This window comes from Ectothiorhodospira sp. BSL-9 (genome assembly GCF_001632845.1).
Lineage (GTDB): Bacteria > Pseudomonadota > Gammaproteobacteria > Ectothiorhodospirales > Ectothiorhodospiraceae > Ectothiorhodospira.
This window is the reverse complement of sequence record NZ_CP011994.1, coordinates 2839540-2856833: the sequence shown is the minus strand read 5'-3', so window position 1 is coordinate 2856833 and position 17294 is coordinate 2839540. Positions and strand designations below refer to the sequence as shown.

Sequence of the window (17294 nt, the reverse complement as noted above, 5' to 3'; positions counted from 1 at the left end):
ACTCACTCAGTCACAGCACTGTGCCGTGTGCCAGGCGATCATGCGCTCCTCATCAGTGGGGATCACCCAGGCAGCGGCTCGGCTTGAGGCGGTGCTGATGCAGGGCCCGTGCTCCAGATTACTGGCCTCGTCCACCTCCAGCCCAAGCCACTGGCAGCCACGAATCACTTCCGAACGCACCGGGGAGGCGCGCTCGCCGATGCCTGCGGTGAACACCAGGTGATCCAGACCGCCCAGGGCGGAGGCCAGGCTGCCGATCTCGCGCACGATCCGGTAGACGAACAGATCCACCGCCTCGCGTGCCGAAGGCTCTCCACTATCCAGTAGTACGCGCATGTCGCTGCTGATGCCCGAGACGCCCAGCAGACCAGATTCCTTGTACAGGACCCGGCTTACCTCATCCGGGGTCATGTTCTCGTGGCTGAGCAGATGCAGGACCAGACCGGGGTCGATATTGCCGCAGCGAGTACCCATGGGCAGCCCGTCCAGGGCGGTAAACCCCATGGTGGATGCCACGCTCACGCCATTGTGCATGGCGCACAGGCTGGCGCCGTTACCCAGGTGGGCCACGACCACCCGCCCGGTTTCCGGGGTGGGTACGTGCTGGGCCAGGGCACGGCTGATGTAATCATAGGAAAGGCCATGGAATCCATAACGGACCAGGCCCGCCTCGGTGAGATCCCGCGGCAGGGCGAAGGCCTGAGCCACCCGGGGCTGGGTGGTGTGAAAGCTGGTGTCGAAACAGGCCACCTGCGGCACATCCGGCCGCAGTTCCGACAAGAGGCTTACCGGTGCCAGGCAGTGGGGCTGATGCAATGGCGCCAGCGGGATCAGGGTTTCCAGATCCCGGACCGTTTCGGCATCCAGGCGAGCCGGCTGGCGATAGGTGCGCCCCCCGTGAACCACCCGATGGCCGATGGCAGCGATGTCATCCGCGTCGGAGTGATCATCCACCCAGTCCAGGAGGCATTCCAGGGCCGCTGCATGATCGAAGCGGTCCCCATCCTGCCCCTGCGGGTGCTCATCCAGCAACGTTTGTCCCTGCGCATCCCTGGCGACAAAGTGCGGCTGGTCACCCAGGCCGGAAAACTGCCCCCGGAAGCGGGCGGCAAAGCCCTCGAGCCCCTGCCCGCCCTCCTGCCGGGCGAACAGGGCAAACTTGATGCTCGAGGAACCGCTGTTGATGACCAGGATGTCCGCCATTATCTCCCCTTCTTCTTCTGATAGTCCGCCGCCAGCAGGGCCAGTGCACAGGAGGCCATACGGGTGATGGCATCATCTGCCCGGCTGGTGAGCACGATGGGTACGCGTGCACCCAGCACAATGCCCGCACCGGTGGCGTCCGCCAGATAGGTGAGCTGCTTCATAAGCATGTTGGCGGCTTCCAGATCCGGGGCGACCAGGATATCGGCCTTGCCGGCTACCGGCGAGACGATATTCTTGGTCTTCGCCGCAGCCTCCGAGACGGCATTGTCGAACGCCAGCGGGCCGTCCAGGGTGCCCCCGGTGATCTGCCCACGTTCTGCCATCTTGCACAGGGCGGCCGCCTCCAGGGTGGACTGGATCTTGGGATTGACCGTTTCCAATGCGGAGAGGATGGCCACCTTCGGGTTGTCGTTGCCCACCGCATGGGCCAGATCGATGGCGTTCTGGACGATGTCCATCTTGTCGGCCAGCGTGGGGTAGATATTGATGGCGGCATCAGTGATGAACAGTGGCCGCGGGTAGGTGGGCACATCAAAGGCCATGATATGGCTGATCCGCCGCTCCGTGCGCAGCCCCGAGTCGCGGGCGAGCACGGCCCGCAACAATTCATCGGTATGCAACGAGCCTTTCATGATGGACTCGATCCGGCCACTGCGGGTGAGGCTGACGGCTTCCTCCGCTGCGGCGTGGCTGTGTCGCACGGAGACCAGCTCGAAATCGGAGATGTCCACCTCGGCTTCGTCAGCGGCCGCACGAATCCGGTCTTCCGGGCCGATGAGCACCGGATGGATCAATCCTGCCCGGGCCGACTCATAGGCACCCAGGATGGACTGGGTATCCACGGGATGCACCACCGCCATGCTCACCGGTTCCGGATGGGTAGCGGCGTGAAGCAGTTCATGCAGTCGAGCCCGTTCGGCCATGCGAACCCGGGGCATGATCGTGCGTGGGCGACGGATCTTCTCCGTCGGGGCCAGCACGTCGGCCACGCCGACGATGACGTCCCGGTCGTCCTGGTTGGTGCAGCGGCAATCGAACTTGATGCCGTTCTTGCTGGGATCCTTTTCCAGAACCTTCACGTGCACGCGCAGCACGTCGCCCAGGCCCACCGGGGCCTTGAAGCGCAGGGTCTGCCCCAGGTAGATGGTGCCGGGTCCTGGCAGCTCCGTGCCCAGTACCGTGGAGATCAGGGCTCCGCCCCACATGCCGTGGGCAATGATTTCCTGGAATCGGGTGCTCTTGGCGAAGTCCTCGTCCACGTGGGCCGGGTTGACGTCGCCGGACATGATGGCGAACAGCTTGATGTCATCCATGGTGAGACGGCGTTCGATGGTCGCCGAGTCTCCCACCTGGATCTCATCAAAGGTTCGGTTTTCGATAAAGTCTTGTTCCACTCTCTTGTCCATGATCTTCAGGCCTTCACGTGGTCACCGGCATCCACATAGGTGGTGCCGCCGGTGAGTGAATGTCCCGCTTCCGAGGTCAGGAAGACGGCCGTACGACCCACATCTTCAATGGACACCAGGCGGCGCAGGGGGGAACGCTGCTCGGCCGTTTGTGCCAGATTTTCGAAATCCTTGATCCCCGATGCCGCGCGGGTGCGGATCGGACCGGGTGAGATGGCATGCACGCGAATGCCCGCCGGGCCCAGCTCATCGGCCATGTAGCGCACCGAGGCCTCCAGGGCGGCCTTCACGGGCCCCATCAGGTTGTAGTTTTCCACCACCTTTTCAGCCCCGTAGTAGGACATGGTGATCAGCGTGCCGCCGTTCTTCATCAAGGGTTCGGCCTGTTTGGCAAGACGCATGAAGGAATGGCAGGACACATCCATGGCCATGCCAAAACCCTCGCGGGAGCAGTCCACCACGCGACCATGCAGGTCGTCCCGGGTGGCGAAGGCCATGGAGTGGATCAGGAAATCCAGCTTGCCCCAGCGCTCACGGGCCTGGGCGAACAGGGCTTCCACCTGGGATTCATCCTGCACGTCACAGAGCATGAGCTGGGGGTTGCCCATGTCAGGGGCCAGGGGGGTGATGTGTTTCTCGGCTTTGGGAGAACCGTATGTAACGATCATCTCCGCGCCGGCTTCGTGCATGGCCTTGGCGCAGCCATAGGCGATGCTGTCAGCGTTAGCGAGCCCGGTGACGATGCCGGTTTTTCCTTCAAGGGAAAAAGGATGGGCAGCCATATGCCACCTCCGATTGGGTTGGGCGAATGTAGGTGACGAGCGAGGCGGGTCGGGCGGCTGGGCCTCGAGGGCTGTGACCACGAGTACCCGCCAACTCATTACCCCCTAGTATATGCTGCATTGCAGCGAAAATTAACAGGTGAACATGACGGATATATGAAATGGACCTTGTTCGCGGCTCCGCCCAGGGCGTGAGCTTGACAAAGATCAATCATTGCTGATCCCATGAACTTGACTTTTCCGCCACGCACCGGGGGTTTGGAATCATGCGTCACCGCTTATGGGTTGCCGGTATCCTGTTGGGAATGGCACTGCCCCTGAACGCTGCCGAGCGTTTTCAGGACTGGTGGATCAGCTACAGTGAGCCCGATGGGGGTGAACTGACCCTGCTGGCTTACACCCGCAGTGAAGACGGGCACGCGTTCGCCATCGGTCAAGCCCGCAATGGTCCGCTCAAGGCCGCCATCCTGATCCGCTCAGGCAATCCCTCTGCGGAGAAGACCTGTTGCGTGGAGGCTCGCGTGGCCTCCGAAGGGCATTCCCGCGTGGTCTCGACTCACATCGACGAGGATCAGCAACCTGCGGGCGATGAGGGGCGACAGGGCGAGTCGGTGGAGTGGGCACTCTGGGAGCCGCGCCAGGGGAATGAGATTCCCCCGCTGATGCAGGCCCTGATGGAGGGGCGTGAGGTACACCTGAAGGTGGAAGACGCCTTTGGTGACATCCAGAGCATGACCTTTTCCCTGGAGGGCGCCCGGCAGGCCCTGCACTGGATGATGACCGAGGGCCCCATGACGGTCACCCACGACACGGTGGATTCACTCTCCGAGGCCGCCGCCTTTCGTTGCGGTTACACCGATGAGGTGGAGGCCTGTTTCGATGAGATCGTCAACTGCTGGGACCGCCAGTCCAGTGGCACCTCGGCAGTGGCCTTCCATGGCTGCCTGCGATCCTCGGGGGTGATGGGGCCGCCTGGCGGGGATTGAACATCCCTCTTCAGGGCAAACGGTTGGCAAAAGGGGTTGAGTGAACGACGCGGGGGGGTACAATTCCGGGGCACCGGCTGCGGGTCCTGGATCAGGTGGACTGAAATTCGCGGGTTGGTGATTGACTAAAATCATAGGGTATTCCAGGAGGAAGGCGCAGAATGAGTCTAAAGTCCACCACGACACGGGAGTCCTGCCTCCATGGAACTTGATCCGCTTCTCTTATCGCGAATTCAGTTTGCGTTCGTCGTCTCATTTCACGCCATCTTCCCGGTGTTCACCATTGGGCTGGCCTCCTATATCGCCCTGCTCGAGGGGTTGCTCTACAAGACCGGCAACCCGGCCTACGAACAGCTCTCCCGTTTCTGGACCAAGGTCTTTGCCGTGGTCTTTGGCATGGGGGTTGTCTCGGGCATCGTCATGTCGTTCCAGTTCGGCACCAACTGGAGCGTCTTCTCCTACGCCAGCGCCAACTTCCTCGGGCCCGTGCTGGCCTATGAGGTGGTGACGGCCTTCTTCCTGGAGGCAGTGTTCCTGGGCGTACTGCTCTTTGGCCGCGACAAGGTGCCCCGTGGCACCCACCTGTTCGCCGCCTGCATGGTGGCCCTGGGCACCTTCATCTCCTCGTTCTGGATCCTCTCTGCCAACAGCTGGATGCAAACCCCGGCGGGCGTGGAGCTGCGGGATGGCATTTTCCATCTCACCTCCTGGAGCGAGGCGATCTTCAACCCCTCCTTCTGGCCCCGCTTCTTCCATGTGGCACTGGCCTCGTTCCTCACCGGCGGCTTTGTGGTGGCGGCCGTCTCGGCCTGGTATCTGCTGAAGGGCAAGACGCCGCTGGCCTCCAAAAAGGCCCTGCAGATGTGCCTGATCATGCTGGCCCTGGCAGCACCCGCGCAGTTGATCGTGGGGGACGTGCATGGCCTGAATACCTTTGAACATCAACCGGCCAAGGTGGCTGCCATGGAAGGGGTGTGGGAAACCACCGATGGGGCACCGCTACTGCTTTTCGCGATCCCCAGCCAGTCTCAGGAACGCAACTTCATGGAAGTGGGCATTCCCAAGCTGGCGAGCCTGATCCTCACGCATGAAATGGATGGCCGCGTCCAGGGGCTCAAGGAGTGGGCGCCGGAGGATCGTCCCAATGTGCCCATCGTGTTCTGGAGCTTCCGGGTCATGGTGGGTATCGGTCTGCTCATGATCGTGATGGCCCTATGGGGCGCCTGGCTGACCTGGCGGGGCCGCCTGGAGCATTCGCCTCGCTTCCTGCGCCTGCTCAGCTTCATGATCCCATTGCCGTTCGTGGCGGTGCTGGCGGGCTGGTTCGTCACCGAGGTGGGCCGTCAGCCCTGGTTGTCCTATGGCCTGATGCGGGTCGAGGAGGGTCTCACCCCCTCCTTGACCGGAGGTATGGCCCTGTTCAGCCTGATCGGCTTCATCGCCGTCTATGCAGTGGTGTTCATCGCCGGCGTCACCTTCCTGGTGCGTATCATCCGCAAGGGTCCCGATGAGGCCCAGGGTGATCATCCCGTGCCCGGCGCCCATCCCAAACGGCCTTTATCCGCGGCCGATGAATCCATTACCCAGCCCGCGAGGTAAGCCGTCATGGAACTGATCGATCTCACACTGATCTGGGTGGCCATCATCGGCTTCGGGGTGTTCATGTATGTGCTCATGGACGGATTCGACCTGGGGGTGGGCATCCTCTACCCCTTCGCCCGCAACGAGGATCATCGCGATGTGATGATGAATTCCGTCGCGCCGGTCTGGGATGGCAATGAAACCTGGCTGATCCTGGGGGGCGCCGGCCTGCTGGCCGCCTTCCCCCTGATTTATGCAGTGTTCCTGCCAGCACTCTACATCGGCGTGTTCCTGCTCCTGGCAGGGTTGATCTTCCGCGGTGTCGCCTTTGAGTTCCGCTTCAAGTCGGCTCCCGGCAAGCGGGGGCCCTGGAACTGGTCATTCTTCCTGGGCTCCCTGGTGGCCTCCTTCGCTCAGGGGGCCGTGGTGGGCGCGTATATCCAGGGCTTCGAGGTGGAAGGCTTCTCCTACGTGGGCGGCCCCCTGGACTGGTTGACTCCCTTCACCGTGATGACCGGTCTGGGTCTGGTGGCGGGTTACACCCTGCTGGGCGCCACCTGGTTGATCATGAAGACCGAAGGGGATCTGCAGGACTGGGCTTACAAGATGGCCCGCTGGATGCTGGGAGCGGTGCTGACGGTCTATGTCATCGTGAGTCTGTGGACGGCGGTGGCTCATCCTCACATCCTGGAGCGCTGGCTGGAAAATGCCACGGTGCTGTGGGTCTTCCCCACCCTCTCCGTACTGGCGGGCCTGTGGTTGTGGCGCGGCCTGAGCCAGCGTAACGAGGGGACCCCGTTCGTGGCCACCCTGGTGCTGTTCGTGCTGGCCTATGCGGGTCTGCTGATCAGCATGTGGCCCTACGCGGTGCCGCCGGAGCACACCTTCTGGGATGCCTCTTCTTCGCCGGATGCCCAGTTGTTCACCCTGATCGGCATCCTGTTCGTGGTCCCCATCATCCTCGCCTACACCGCCTGGACCTACTGGGTGTTCAGGGGCAAGGTGCGTGTCGGTGAGGGTTACCACTGACTTCTCCGGCCGACAATACGCCCCCGGAAATCCCCAACCGGGAAGCACGCCAGTGGCTCAATGAGCACGTCGCTCCGGTCCGGTCCCTGTTGGGGCTGGCCACCGGGGCCGGCGTGCTCTCCGGCCTGCTCATCATTCCACAGGCAGGACTGATTGCCTGGCTGCTGGATCGTGCCATCAGCCATGGACAGGGCCCGTCGGAACTGGCCGTGCCGTTCGCCTGGCTGGCTGGCGTGATGTTGCTGCGCGTGGTGCTGGGATGGGTGCGCGAGGCCACGGGGCAGGAGGCGGCGCTGCGCATCCAGGGGCGTCTCCGGGATCGGATATTCCAGCACCTGGCCACCCTGGGGCCGGTGCGGCTTGCCGATCGCCACAGCGGCACCCTCTCCTCGGCCATTGTGGAACAAGTGGAGGGATTATCCGGCTATTACGGGCGCTATCTGCCGCAGATGATGGTGGCAGCCCTGGTACCCGTCGGCATCTTCATTGCCGCCCTCACCCAGGACTGGCTGGCCGCCCTGATCCTCCTGTTCGCAGCCCCACTGATTCCTTTCTTCATGGCGCTGCTGGGCATGGGGGCGGCCGAGGTAAGCCGCAGCCAGCAGGAGACCGTGGCCCGCCTGGGTGGGCATTTCCTGGATCGCCTCCAGGGTCTGACCACCCTGCGACTGCTCAATGCCCAGGAGCGCGCCGCCGCGGATGTGGCCGAGGCCGCCGAAGGCTATCGGGCCAGCACCATGAAGGTGTTGCGCGTGGCCTTTCTGTCCTCTGCGGTGCTGGAATTCTTCAGCGCCGTGGCCATTGCCCTGGTGGCCATGTACGTGGGTTTCGGCCTGATTGGCTATCTCACCTGGGGGCCGGCCCCGGAACTTACCCTGTTCTCCGGCCTGTTCATCCTGCTCATGGCCCCGGACTTCTTCCAGCCCCTGCGGCAACTGGCCCAGCACTATCATGATCGCGCTGCGGCACTGGGAGCCGCCCAGGTGCTGATGCCGCTGCTGCGCCGCGAGGCGCCGCAACTGCCCTCCCCACCTCCCCTGCCCCATCCCTCCAGCGGTACCGGCGTGCGTGTTCGCCTTGATAACGTGCATGTGAGTTTCGAGGACGGGCAACGCCAGGCCCTGCGCGGTGTGAGTCTGACCATTGAGCCCGGCGAGCGGGTGGCCCTGTGCGGCCCCAGCGGTGCCGGGAAATCCACGGTGCTGCACCTGCTGGCGGGATTCATCCGCGCCGATCAGGGGGAGGTGGCAGTGGACGGGGCGGAGCCGGATCCGGTGCGCCAGGCGGCCTGGATGGGACAGCGCCCCCACGTTTTCGCAGGGAGCCTGGCGGATAATATCCGCATGGGTGAACCCCAGGCCTCGGACGAGGCAGTGAGGTCGGCCGCCCGGGATGCCGGTGTACTGTCGTTTGCCAGCCAGCTCCCTCAGGGGCTGGATACCCCGCTGGGGGAACGGGGGTATGGTCTGTCCGGCGGCCAGGCCCAGCGGGTGGCACTGGCCCGCGCAGCCCTCAAACAGGCCCCGTTGTGGCTGCTGGACGAACCCACGGCGGGCCTGGATCCCGACACCGAGGAGCAGGTCCTCAAGGCCCTGGAACGCTCGGCCACCACCGGTGCCACCCTGCTCATTGCCAGTCATCACCCCCGGGTACTGGAGTGGGCCAACCGGGTCATCACCGTTCAGGATGGTCAGGTGGTTCAGGACAGGGGGCATCACGCATGAAGGACCTCTGGCCATTCCTCAAGCTCTCCCTGCCCCGTCTGCCCTGGTTTGCCGCTGGCGGCCTGCTGGCCGTGCTGACGGTGGCAGCCTCCACGGGCCTGCTGGCCCTGTCGGGCTGGTTCATCACCGCGTCGGCCCTGGCCGGCGCAGGGCTCATTCTGGGGCTGGATGTGTACAGGCCCGCGGGCGGCATCCGTGCCCTGGCCATTACCCGCACCCTGGGGCGCTATGCCGAGCGTCTGGTGAATCACGAGGCGGTGCTGCGCCATCTGGCAGACCTGCGCAGCTGGATCTTCCGTCGCCTGGCGCCTCTGGATCCGGGCACCCTGGCCCGTTTTCGCTCGGCTGACCTGCTGCAGCGACTGGTGGGCGACATCGACACCCTGGACGGCCTCTTCCTGCGGGTGATCACGCCTACCCTGACGGCTGTGCTGGCCCTGGTGGGGGGCGCGGTATTATTCGGCCTGCTGGCCCCGATCAGTGCCCTTTGGGTGATTGCCCTGCTGGCCTTTGCCGGCCTGGTGTTGCCGGCCCTGGCCCTGGCCCTGGGGCGGGCCGCTGGTGAGCGCCGCACCCGGGCCGCTGCCCGCGTGCGTGAACTGGCCGTGGAGGGGGTTCAGGGCCTGGCGGAACTGCGGGTTTTCGGGGCCCTGGGGCGTCATCGACGCGCGCTGGAATCTGCCGAGTCGGACCGTGCCCATGCCGAGGGTGGGCTGGCGCGCTGGGGTGCCCTGGGGGATGCCCTGGCCATGCTGGCGGGCCTGGCGGCCGTATGGCTGGCCCTCTGGCTGGGTATTGGCTGGTTGGCCGCAGGACAGGCCAGTGCGCCCATCGCGGTCCTGGTCATCCTCGCCACACTGGGGCTTTCCGAAGCCCTGGGCATGCTTCCCGGGGCCTATCAACGGGTGGGGCAGATCCGCAGCGCGGCCCGCCGTCTGCTGGATGTGGCCAATACCCGCCCTGCCCTGGAGGAACCGAAAACGCCGGTCCCCCCAACTTCTTCCGAAGGGTTGCAACTTCGTCAGGTGGTGCTGCGCTACGGCGAACAGGCGCCACCGGTGCTGCAGGGGATTGATCTGGAGGTGAACACGGGTGAAACGGTCCTGATCACCGGGGCCTCCGGCGCCGGCAAGACCAGCATCCTCAGTGTGGCCCTGCGCCTGGTGGCGCCTCAGGAGGGTGAGGCCCGCGTGGCTGGCGTGCCGGTGCAGGACATGAGCTATCAGGACCTCTACAGCCAACTGGGAGCCCTCACCCAGGAGACCGTGCTGTTTGCCGACACCATGGCCAATAATCTGCGCCTGGCCCGCCCCGAGGCCACTGAAGAGCAATTGCATCAAGCCCTGTTCATGGCCGGCCTGGACGACTTTGTCCAGACCCTGGGGCAGGGTCTGGACACTCAGGTAGGCGAAGGTGGGGCACTGCTGTCCGGCGGTCAGGCCCGCCGTCTGGCGCTGGCCCGGCTGATCCTGAGGGATTCGCCGCTGGTGGTCCTGGATGAGCCTTTCCGGGGTCTGGACCCGGCCACCATTACCCGCCTGCGCGAACGCATGGCCCCCTGGCTGGCTCAGCGCGCGACCCTGGTGATCGCCCACGAGGAGGCCACCGCCCCGATGGCGGATCGGCATTACCGGCTGGAACGGGGACAGCTTCAGGCGCAAGACTTGAGGAGTTAATCATGGGTGGATGGGGTTGCCCACATGAAAGCAAGGGCCTGTGCGGCCATCTGGATGATCGCCCCTGTGAGCCGGGCATGAAGGGCTGCGTGCTGGCCGGACGCTTCGTGTTCAGCAATCCGGAAAAGAACACGGCCCGCGCCCTGCGGGAGAAGGCGGACGAGGATCGGCGCCGGAAGCTTTCACGCTCCTGAATACTCTGCCGTCGTGAACGTCCTTTCACGACGCTTGGCGTGCCTGTGGAGATACCATCGGGCCAAGGCGCCACAATCGTCAAACAGGAGGTTTCATGACCGATCAACCTACCGCCGCCCGCTCCGGGAGTTTTCAGCAGAACGTGGCCCTGATGCTGGATCGAGCCCTCAAGGAGGTAAAGCTGGAGCCCGGGGCTGATCGTGCCCTCAAAGCCTGTAACGCCACCCTGCAGGTCTCGTTTCCCATCAAGCTGCGCGGGGAGGTGCGTACCTTCACCGGCTGGCGGGCCGTACACAGCACCCATCGTCTTCCCGCCAAGGGGGGGCTGCGCTTCTCCCCCACCGTGGATCAGGACGATACCGAGGCCCTGGCTGCGCTGATGACCTATAAATGCGCCATCGTGGATGTGCCCTTTGGCGGCTCCAAGGGCGGTCTGTGCATTGACCCCACCCAGTACGACCGGGACGAGATGGAACTCATCACCCGGCGTTTTGCCCGGGAGCTGGCCCGTCGCGGATTCCTCAGCCCGGCCACCAACGTGCCCGCTCCCGACGTGGGTACAGGTCAGCGGGAAATGGCCTGGATTCTGGATACTTACAAGAACCTCTACCCGGAAGATATCAACTACGTGGGCTGTGTGACCGGCAAACCAGTGGATCTGGGCGGAATGCCGGGAAGGCTGGAGGCCACGGGGCGCGGCATCCAGTATGCCCTCAGGGAGTTCTTCCGCCACCCCTCCGAGGTGGAGGCGGTGGGCCTGCAGGGGTCCCTGGAGGGCAAGCGCATCATCGTGCAGGGTCTGGGCAATGTGGGCTATCACGCGGCCAGGTTCCTGCAGGAGGAGGATGGCGCCCGCATCATCGGGATCATCGAGCGCGAGGGCGCCCTGATGGACGAGCGGGGTCTGTCGGTGGAGTCGGTACGTTGCTACATGAATGAGCACGGCACGGTGCTGGGCTATCCCGATGCCCGGTTCGTGGACAAAGGGGCAAGCGTGCTGGCGGAAGACTGTGACGTGCTCATCCCGGCGGCCCTGGAGGGCGTGATCCACAAGGACAATGCCGAGGCCATCCGCGCCCCCTTGATCATCGAAGCCGCCAACGGACCCATCACCTACGAGGCGGACGAGATCCTGCGTGGCAAGGGCACGGTGATCCTGCCGGACATCTATGCCAACGCCGGCGGTGTGGTGGTCTCGTACTTCGAGTGGATCCGTAACCTCTCCCATATCCGCTTCGGGCGCCTGCAGCGTCGCCTGGATGAAACCCGGGGCGAGCATATCGTTTCTGCTCTGGAAATGATGAGTGGTGAAAAGACCCCCGCCTGGATGCGCGAGAACCTCATCCGTGGCGCCGAAGAAGTGGACCTGGTGCGCTCCGGCCTGGACGATGCCATGCGCGTGGCGTTCCAGGAGATCGCCCGGTTCCGGCGCGAGGGCGGGCGGCACCTGGACTACCGCACCGCCGCCTACGCCCTGGCGGTGACCCGGATCAATCTTGGCAGTCTGGACCTTGGGGCGTACTGAAACGCTCCTCCAGCCAGGCGAATACCGCACGCACGCCCAGGGCCTCGCCGCCCTTGGGACGCCCCGGGCGGGCCCGGGTGTTCCAGGCCATCACATCAAAATGGATCCAGGGCTGAGTCTGGGGCACGAAGGCCTTGAGGAACAGTCCGGCGGTGATGGCTCCCGCATACGGGGTACTGCCGCTGTTGGCCAGATCCGCCACGGAGCTCTCCAGCAACTCCCGGTAGGGTTCATGCAGCGGCAGTCGCCAGCAAGGGTCCTCCTGGGTCTCTGCGTGACGATGCAGGCCATGGACCAGTTCACGGGCATCCGTGAAGAAAGCTGCGATCTCCGTACCTACCGCCACCCTCGCCGCCCCCGTGAGGGTGGCAAAGTCGATGATCAGTGAGGGGCTCTCCTCGCAGGCCTGGGTGAGCAGATCACACAACACCAGACGACCCTCGGCATCGGTATTGTCCACTTCCACGGTCAGGCCCTTGCGGGTGGTGATCACGTCCCCCGGTCGGAAGGCGTTGCCATCGATGGCGTTATCCACGGCGCCAATCAGCACCCGCAGGCGCACCCGCAGGCCCGCCGCCATGATCAAATGCGCCAGGCCCAGCACGTGGGCGGCACCGCCCATGTCCTTTTTCATGAGGCGCATGCCGTTGCTCGGTTTGATATCAAGCCCACCGGTATCGAAACACACTCCCTTGCCCACCAGGGTGATCTGAGGATGGGCATCGTTCCCCCACTGTAAATCGATCACACGGGGGCGTGGTGACTGGCCCGCCCCACCCGGTGAATGCTGGGGTAGTTCTCTGTCAGCAGGGCATTCCCCACCACCTGCCGCACCGTGGCACCGAAGGTCTCGCCCAGTTGCTCGGCGGATTCGGCCAGGTGCTCGGGCATCATGTCCTCGGCCGGGGTGTTGATGAGATCCCGCACCAGGCCAATGGCGGTCACGGTCTGCTCGACTCGCTGCGCCTGATCATCGGTGAGTCGGGCAAGGCTCAGTCGCGGATGGGGCTTGTCGGAAGCGCGGTAGCGCTCGAACCGGTAGCTACCCAGCCCCCAACCCACCGCCGCCTGGGTGAGGCGCTCCGGCGACCAGTCACACTCCAGGGTGTAGACCCCCTCCCCCAGCCGGCCCGGCAGATCCGCCACGGCCCAGGTGGCGGCGTCCGGGTCGATGCCCACCAGCATCCGCCGAACGCGGCCATCGGTTTCCGGCAGCGGCAGGTGGTGGCCGGCCTTGGGCTGGAAACGGGAGGCCTTCACCCAGTTGCGGATCCGCTCCGGCTGTCGTTCCAGCCAGGGATCAAAAAGGGCGGCTTCCAGGGGGATCAGGGTGATTGCCTGTGCGGCATGGTCGCGTTCGAAACAGTCGGTCATGGGTATCCGGGTTCGATGGGTGTATCCCCGTAATCTATCATCCCGACCCGGGGAAAAAACGGATCTGTTAAAATCCCCGGCCTGCCCATCTCCCGGAGCGGATCACGGATTGCCCATGCCCCACGCCCTGTCCATCCAGAACCTGACCAAGACCTACAAGAACGGATTCGAGGCCCTCAAGGGCATTGATCTGCAGGTGGAGCCCGGCGATTTCTACGCCCTGCTTGGCCCCAACGGGGCCGGGAAATCCACCACCATCAGTATCGTGGCCTCCCTGGTGAACAAGTCCGGGGGCAGTGTGTCCATCTTCGGTCACGACCTGGACAAGGACCTCTACGCCGCCAAGCGTTGCCTGGGGCTGGTCCCCCAGGAATTCAATTTCAACATGTTCGAGCCGGTGGAGGAGATCGTTGTCAACCAGGCCGGGTATTACGGCATCCCCCGCAAGGAGGCCTGGAAGCGTGCCGAGAAATATCTGGTGGAGTTGGGCCTGTGGGATAAACGCAAGGGCATGGCGCGGCTGCTATCGGGGGGCATGAAACGCCGCCTGATGATCGCCCGGGCCCTGGTGCACGAACCCAGGTTGCTGATCCTGGACGAGCCCACCGCCGGGGTGGATATCGAGATCCGCCGCTCCATGTGGAGGTTTCTGCGCGAGATCAACCGGGAGGGCTGCACCATCATCCTCACCACCCACTACCTGGAGGAGGCCGAGAGCCTGTGCCGGAACATCGGCATCATCGATCACGGGCGCATCATCGAGAACACCACCATGAAGGGTCTGCTCAACCAGCTCAACACGGAAACCTTCATCCTGGATCTGAGCCAGCCACTGATGCAGTTGCCCACCCTGCCCCAGCATCGACTGCGCTGGGTGGATGAACTCACCCTGGAGGCGGATGTGGATCGGGATGTCAGCCTGAATCAACTCTTCCTGGATCTGAACCGGGAAGGCATTCAGGTGCGCAGCATGCGCAACAAGACCAATCGCCTGGAGCAACTCTTCATGAATATGGTGGACGAGAGCCGCAATACGGGGGTGACCGCATAATGTCAGGCTATGCCAATTGGGTGGCCCTGCGCACCATCGTGACCAAGGAAGTCCTGCGTTTTTCCCGCATCTGGATTCAGACCATCCTGCCCCCGGTGATCACCATGGGGCTGTACTTCATCATCTTCGGGGGCTTGATCGGTTCGCGCATCGGGGAGATGGAAGGCATCCGTTATATGGACTTCATTGTCCCAGGGCTGATCATGATGGCGGTGATCACCAATGCCTACTCGAACGTGGTGTCCTCCTTCTACAGCGCCAAGTTTCAGCGCCACCTGGAAGAGATGCTGGTTTCGCCCGTGCCCAATTACCTGATCATCCTGGGGTTCGTGGCGGGTGGTGTCTGCCGCGGCCTGGCGGTGGGGGTGGCAGTGACCCTGATCTCCATGATCTTCAGCCCGCTGGCCATCCACAATCTGGCGGTCACCCTCTCGGTGGTGGTGCTCACGGCCACCCTTTTTGCCCTGGCCGGGCTGATTAACGGGGTGTTTGCCCGCAGCTTCGATGATATCTCCATCGTCCCCACCTTCATCCTCACGCCGTTGACCTATCTGGGGGGGGTGTTCTACTCCATCACCCTGCTGCCGGAGTTCTGGCAGGGGGCCTCCATGCTCAATCCGATCCTGTACATGGTGAATGCCTTCCGTTATGGCTTCCTGGGGGTGGCCGATATCGGCCTGGCGACCTCCTACGCCATCATCATCGGCTTTGTGCTGGTCCTGTATGGCGTGGCCCTGTTCCTGCTGAACAAGGGTGTGGGCATCAGGAACTGATGTTTGTGGGACGGGAATCGGCCTGCCAGTAGCGGCCCTTGCCCTGGGACTTGGCCTTGTAAAGGGCCCGGTCCGCCGCTCCCAACAGGGATTCGTAGGTCTCGCCGTGATCCGGATACAGGCTGATACCGATGCTGGTGGTCACCTGGCAGGGGCGGCCCTTGGCGTGGATCGGCTTGCCAAGCACCTCCAGGATCTTTTCGGCGATGCGCGCCGCCATTTCCGGATCCGGTAGTCTTTCCAGCAGGATCACGAATTCGTCCCCGCCCACCCGGGCCACGGTGTCCGAATCCCTTACGGATTCGTTGAGTCGTTGCGCCACTTCGCACAGCACCGTATCGCCGGCGTCGTGCCCCAGGCTGTCATTGATGGGCTTGAAGTCGTCCAGGTCGATGTACATGACGGCGATACGGCTCTGCTCCCGCCGCGCCTGTGGAATGGCATGGATGATGCGATCCCTGAGCAGGGTACGGTTGGCCAGGCCGGTCAATGCATCATGGAGGGCCATGAAGCGCATGCTGTCCTGGGCCTTCTTGCGCTGGGTGATGTTCACCGACAGCCAGATCACCGCCGGACGCCCCATGACATCCTTTCCCAGGGGCGTGACACGGCCCTCGAACCACTGGGATCCCGCAGGTCCACTTTCCGGTTCAACGCCTTCCACATCCTCCACCGACAGGGCATATTCGATGGATTGCAGCTGCCCGGTGCGCAGGGTCTCATGAATCCGCGCCAGGAAGAGATCCGCCTTGTCCCGGGGCATGACCTCATGCAGGGTCCGACCCAGCAGGGCCTGATGACTGGTGTGATAACTCTGGGGGTCATGGCCGCCGAACACCTCCAGGTAACGACCCTCGGAGTCCAGGATGAAGCAAATGTCGGGCATGGCCGCAATCGTGGCCCTGAGGCGCTCGCTCAGCCCCTGATAAAGCGCCTGGGAGATCCGAACGCGCTCGGACTGCTTTGTCATGCGCCATGCCAGGGCGCCGGCCACCAGCACCAGGGTGAGACCCGTAAGGTGCCAGGCCATGGGACGCGCCGTGGCGGCAGACCACCCACCCTTGGGCCGTGCAGCCAGTTCCCAGCGCCCCCCTTGATGATCACCTCCTGGCGCAGGCTGTCCCGGTTGAAGAGTTCCGGGTCGCCGAAGAACACGGCACCGGCAGGGCCAAGGCCATCGCGCCCCCGAATGGCAATATCCAGCCGATCCTGCAGGTCGATGAGGCCCGTGATCTCATAGATGACCTCCATGTCGATGGGGATGCTGGTCAGCCCCCAGTAGGCCTGGGGATCATGCCGGCCGCGATCAGAGTTCAGGTATACGGGGGTGCGAATGATCAGCCCCGTGCCGCCCTGAACCAGCTCCCAGGGCCCGGCAAGCACCGTATCGGCGGTCTGCATCATGCGATAAACCGACTCGCCCTGCTCCGGGTGGTTCTCCAGATCCAGCCCCAGGGCGGCCTCATTGCCCGCCTGCGGGTACACGAACCGGATGACATTGTCCGGGGCCAGGGTGATGTTGCGTATGATGTCGCTGCGTTGACGAAACAGCTCTGCCGCCACCCGGCGGAATTCGCTCTCGCTGATGTTGGGGTGGATCCCTGCGTAGGTGGCCAGCACCAGGGTGAAATGGATGGTGGCGTTGAGTTCACCTTCCATGCGGGCCCGGACGGTGGAGAGTTCACCAAGGACCTGGGTCCGGGCGCGGTCCTGCAGGCGTTGCTCCAGCAGCATGTCCACACCGGTGAAGCCCACCACGGCCAGGAGGATGGCCAGTGCCCCCGCTGCCATGGGCCGATAACCCGGCCGACCATGCGTTGTGGCTTTGCGCTGCGCGAAGGATAGGGAGGGAGGAGTGGGCATCCGGGCGTCGCAATTGGAATGGGTCCAGCTTGCCAAAAGACTGTGACCCTTTCAAGGCAAAAAAACCCGCATATCTGGGCACTTGCCGAAGTGGCCGGTGGAAACTGCCGATCAACTTCAGGA

The 17294-nt window shown here is 63.9% G+C and carries 14 protein-coding genes and 1 pseudogene; 9 read left to right on the top strand and 6 right to left on the bottom strand.

Annotation, left to right across the window (positions count from 1 at the left end; genetic code table 11):
* Positions 1-6: 6 nt before the first annotated feature.
* Genes ECTOBSL9_RS13325 through fabI form a run of 3 tightly spaced genes read right to left on the bottom strand, consistent with a single transcriptional unit; the run spans position 7 to position 3394 of the window.
* A complete protein-coding gene (locus tag ECTOBSL9_RS13325; RefSeq protein WP_063465451.1) occupies positions 7-1203 on the bottom strand; it encodes an acetate/propionate family kinase in 1197 nt (398 codons plus the stop codon).
* Complete coding sequence (locus ECTOBSL9_RS13320; RefSeq protein ID WP_063465450.1) at positions 1203-2612, bottom strand: bifunctional enoyl-CoA hydratase/phosphate acetyltransferase; 1410 nt, start codon at positions 2610-2612, stop codon at positions 1203-1205. The genes ECTOBSL9_RS13325 and ECTOBSL9_RS13320 overlap by 1 nt, the downstream gene beginning before the upstream one ends.
* A gap of 5 nt (positions 2613-2617) precedes the next feature.
* Positions 2618-3394, bottom strand: coding sequence for an enoyl-ACP reductase FabI (gene fabI / locus ECTOBSL9_RS13315; RefSeq protein WP_063465449.1), 777 nt, complete (start codon positions 3392-3394; stop codon positions 2618-2620).
* 266 nt (positions 3395-3660) lie between these two features.
* On the opposite strand from fabI, the gene ECTOBSL9_RS13310 reads away from it, so the two are divergent.
* From ECTOBSL9_RS13310 to ECTOBSL9_RS13280, 7 genes are all read left to right on the top strand, one after another.
* Positions 3661-4380: a hypothetical protein gene (locus tag ECTOBSL9_RS13310; protein ID WP_063465448.1), complete on the top strand. Its 720-nt coding sequence runs from the start codon at positions 3661-3663 to the stop codon at positions 4378-4380.
* Between the two features lie 201 nt (positions 4381-4581).
* Positions 4582-5979, top strand: a complete 1398-nt coding sequence (locus ECTOBSL9_RS13305; RefSeq protein WP_063465447.1) for a cytochrome ubiquinol oxidase subunit I — start codon at positions 4582-4584, stop codon at positions 5977-5979.
* Between the two features lie 6 nt (positions 5980-5985).
* Complete coding sequence (gene cydB, locus ECTOBSL9_RS13300) at positions 5986-6990, top strand: cytochrome d ubiquinol oxidase subunit II (RefSeq protein ID WP_063465446.1); 1005 nt, start codon at positions 5986-5988, stop codon at positions 6988-6990.
* Between the two features lie 89 nt (positions 6991-7079).
* The gene (gene cydD, locus ECTOBSL9_RS13295) at positions 7080-8714 is read left to right on the top strand and encodes a thiol reductant ABC exporter subunit CydD (RefSeq protein ID WP_240480987.1); all 1635 of its coding nucleotides are present in this window, start codon (positions 7080-7082) and stop codon (positions 8712-8714) included.
* Positions 8711-10390 carry a thiol reductant ABC exporter subunit CydC gene (gene cydC / locus ECTOBSL9_RS13290; RefSeq protein ID WP_063465444.1) on the top strand — a complete coding sequence of 560 codons (1680 nt, stop codon included), beginning with the start codon at positions 8711-8713 and terminating at the stop codon, positions 10388-10390. The genes cydD and cydC overlap by 4 nt, the downstream gene beginning before the upstream one ends.
* 2 nt (positions 10391-10392) lie before the next feature.
* Positions 10393-10584, top strand: a complete 192-nt coding sequence (locus tag ECTOBSL9_RS13285; protein ID WP_063465443.1) for a hypothetical protein — start codon at positions 10393-10395, stop codon at positions 10582-10584.
* A gap of 95 nt (positions 10585-10679) precedes the next feature.
* A complete protein-coding gene (locus ECTOBSL9_RS13280) occupies positions 10680-12110 on the top strand; it encodes a Glu/Leu/Phe/Val dehydrogenase (protein WP_063465442.1) in 1431 nt (476 codons plus the stop codon).
* Here ECTOBSL9_RS13280 and ECTOBSL9_RS13275 read toward each other — a convergent pair.
* Positions 12076-13484: pseudogene (locus ECTOBSL9_RS13275) on the bottom strand (M17 family metallopeptidase). The gene ECTOBSL9_RS13280 and the pseudogene ECTOBSL9_RS13275 sit on opposite strands and share 35 nt — an antisense overlap.
* A gap of 115 nt (positions 13485-13599) precedes the next feature.
* Between ECTOBSL9_RS13275 and ECTOBSL9_RS13270 the strand changes: the two are divergent.
* The gene (locus ECTOBSL9_RS13270) at positions 13600-14535 is read left to right on the top strand and encodes an ABC transporter ATP-binding protein (protein WP_063465441.1); all 936 of its coding nucleotides are present in this window, start codon (positions 13600-13602) and stop codon (positions 14533-14535) included.
* Complete coding sequence (locus tag ECTOBSL9_RS13265; RefSeq protein WP_063465440.1) at positions 14535-15308, top strand: ABC transporter permease; 774 nt, start codon at positions 14535-14537, stop codon at positions 15306-15308. The genes ECTOBSL9_RS13270 and ECTOBSL9_RS13265 overlap by 1 nt, the downstream gene beginning before the upstream one ends.
* Here the strand turns inward: ECTOBSL9_RS13265 and ECTOBSL9_RS13260 are convergent.
* A complete protein-coding gene (locus ECTOBSL9_RS13260; protein ID WP_063465439.1) occupies positions 15298-16338 on the bottom strand; it encodes a sensor domain-containing diguanylate cyclase in 1041 nt (346 codons plus the stop codon). The genes ECTOBSL9_RS13265 and ECTOBSL9_RS13260 overlap by 11 nt on opposite strands.
* Positions 16275-17099, bottom strand: coding sequence for a CHASE domain-containing protein (locus ECTOBSL9_RS13255; RefSeq protein WP_063465438.1), 825 nt, complete (start codon positions 17097-17099; stop codon positions 16275-16277). The genes ECTOBSL9_RS13260 and ECTOBSL9_RS13255 overlap by 64 nt, the downstream gene beginning before the upstream one ends.
* Between the last annotated feature and the right edge of the window lie 195 nt (positions 17100-17294).

What these genes read in the sequence shown, in the direction of transcription:
- ECTOBSL9_RS13280 (WP_063465442.1), top strand. Translation starts at nt 10,680, where the DNA reads ATGACCGATCAACCTACCGCCGCCCGCTCCGGGAGTTTTCAGCAGAAC.
- ECTOBSL9_RS13270 (WP_063465441.1), top strand. Translation starts at nt 13,600, where the DNA reads ATGCCCCACGCCCTGTCCATCCAGAACCTGACCAAGACCTACAAGAAC.
- ECTOBSL9_RS13260 (WP_063465439.1), bottom strand. Translation starts at nt 16,338, where the DNA reads ATGGCCTGGCACCTTACGGGTCTCACCCTGGTGCTGGTGGCCGGCGCC.
- cydB (WP_063465446.1), top strand. Translation starts at nt 5,986, where the DNA reads ATGGAACTGATCGATCTCACACTGATCTGGGTGGCCATCATCGGCTTC.
- fabI (WP_063465449.1), bottom strand. Translation starts at nt 3,394, where the DNA reads ATGGCTGCCCATCCTTTTTCCCTTGAAGGAAAAACCGGCATCGTCACC.
- ECTOBSL9_RS13310 (WP_063465448.1), top strand. Translation starts at nt 3,661, where the DNA reads ATGCGTCACCGCTTATGGGTTGCCGGTATCCTGTTGGGAATGGCACTG.
- ECTOBSL9_RS13265 (WP_063465440.1), top strand. Translation starts at nt 14,535, where the DNA reads ATGTCAGGCTATGCCAATTGGGTGGCCCTGCGCACCATCGTGACCAAG.
- ECTOBSL9_RS13325 (WP_063465451.1), bottom strand. Translation starts at nt 1,203, where the DNA reads ATGGCGGACATCCTGGTCATCAACAGCGGTTCCTCGAGCATCAAGTTT.
- ECTOBSL9_RS13320 (WP_063465450.1), bottom strand. Translation starts at nt 2,612, where the DNA reads ATGGACAAGAGAGTGGAACAAGACTTTATCGAAAACCGAACCTTTGAT.
- ECTOBSL9_RS13255 (WP_063465438.1), bottom strand. Translation starts at nt 17,099, where the DNA reads ATGGCAGCGGGGGCACTGGCCATCCTCCTGGCCGTGGTGGGCTTCACC.
- ECTOBSL9_RS13305 (WP_063465447.1), top strand. Translation starts at nt 4,582, where the DNA reads ATGGAACTTGATCCGCTTCTCTTATCGCGAATTCAGTTTGCGTTCGTC.
- cydC (WP_063465444.1), top strand. Translation starts at nt 8,711, where the DNA reads ATGAAGGACCTCTGGCCATTCCTCAAGCTCTCCCTGCCCCGTCTGCCC.
- ECTOBSL9_RS13285 (WP_063465443.1), top strand. Translation starts at nt 10,393, where the DNA reads ATGGGTGGATGGGGTTGCCCACATGAAAGCAAGGGCCTGTGCGGCCAT.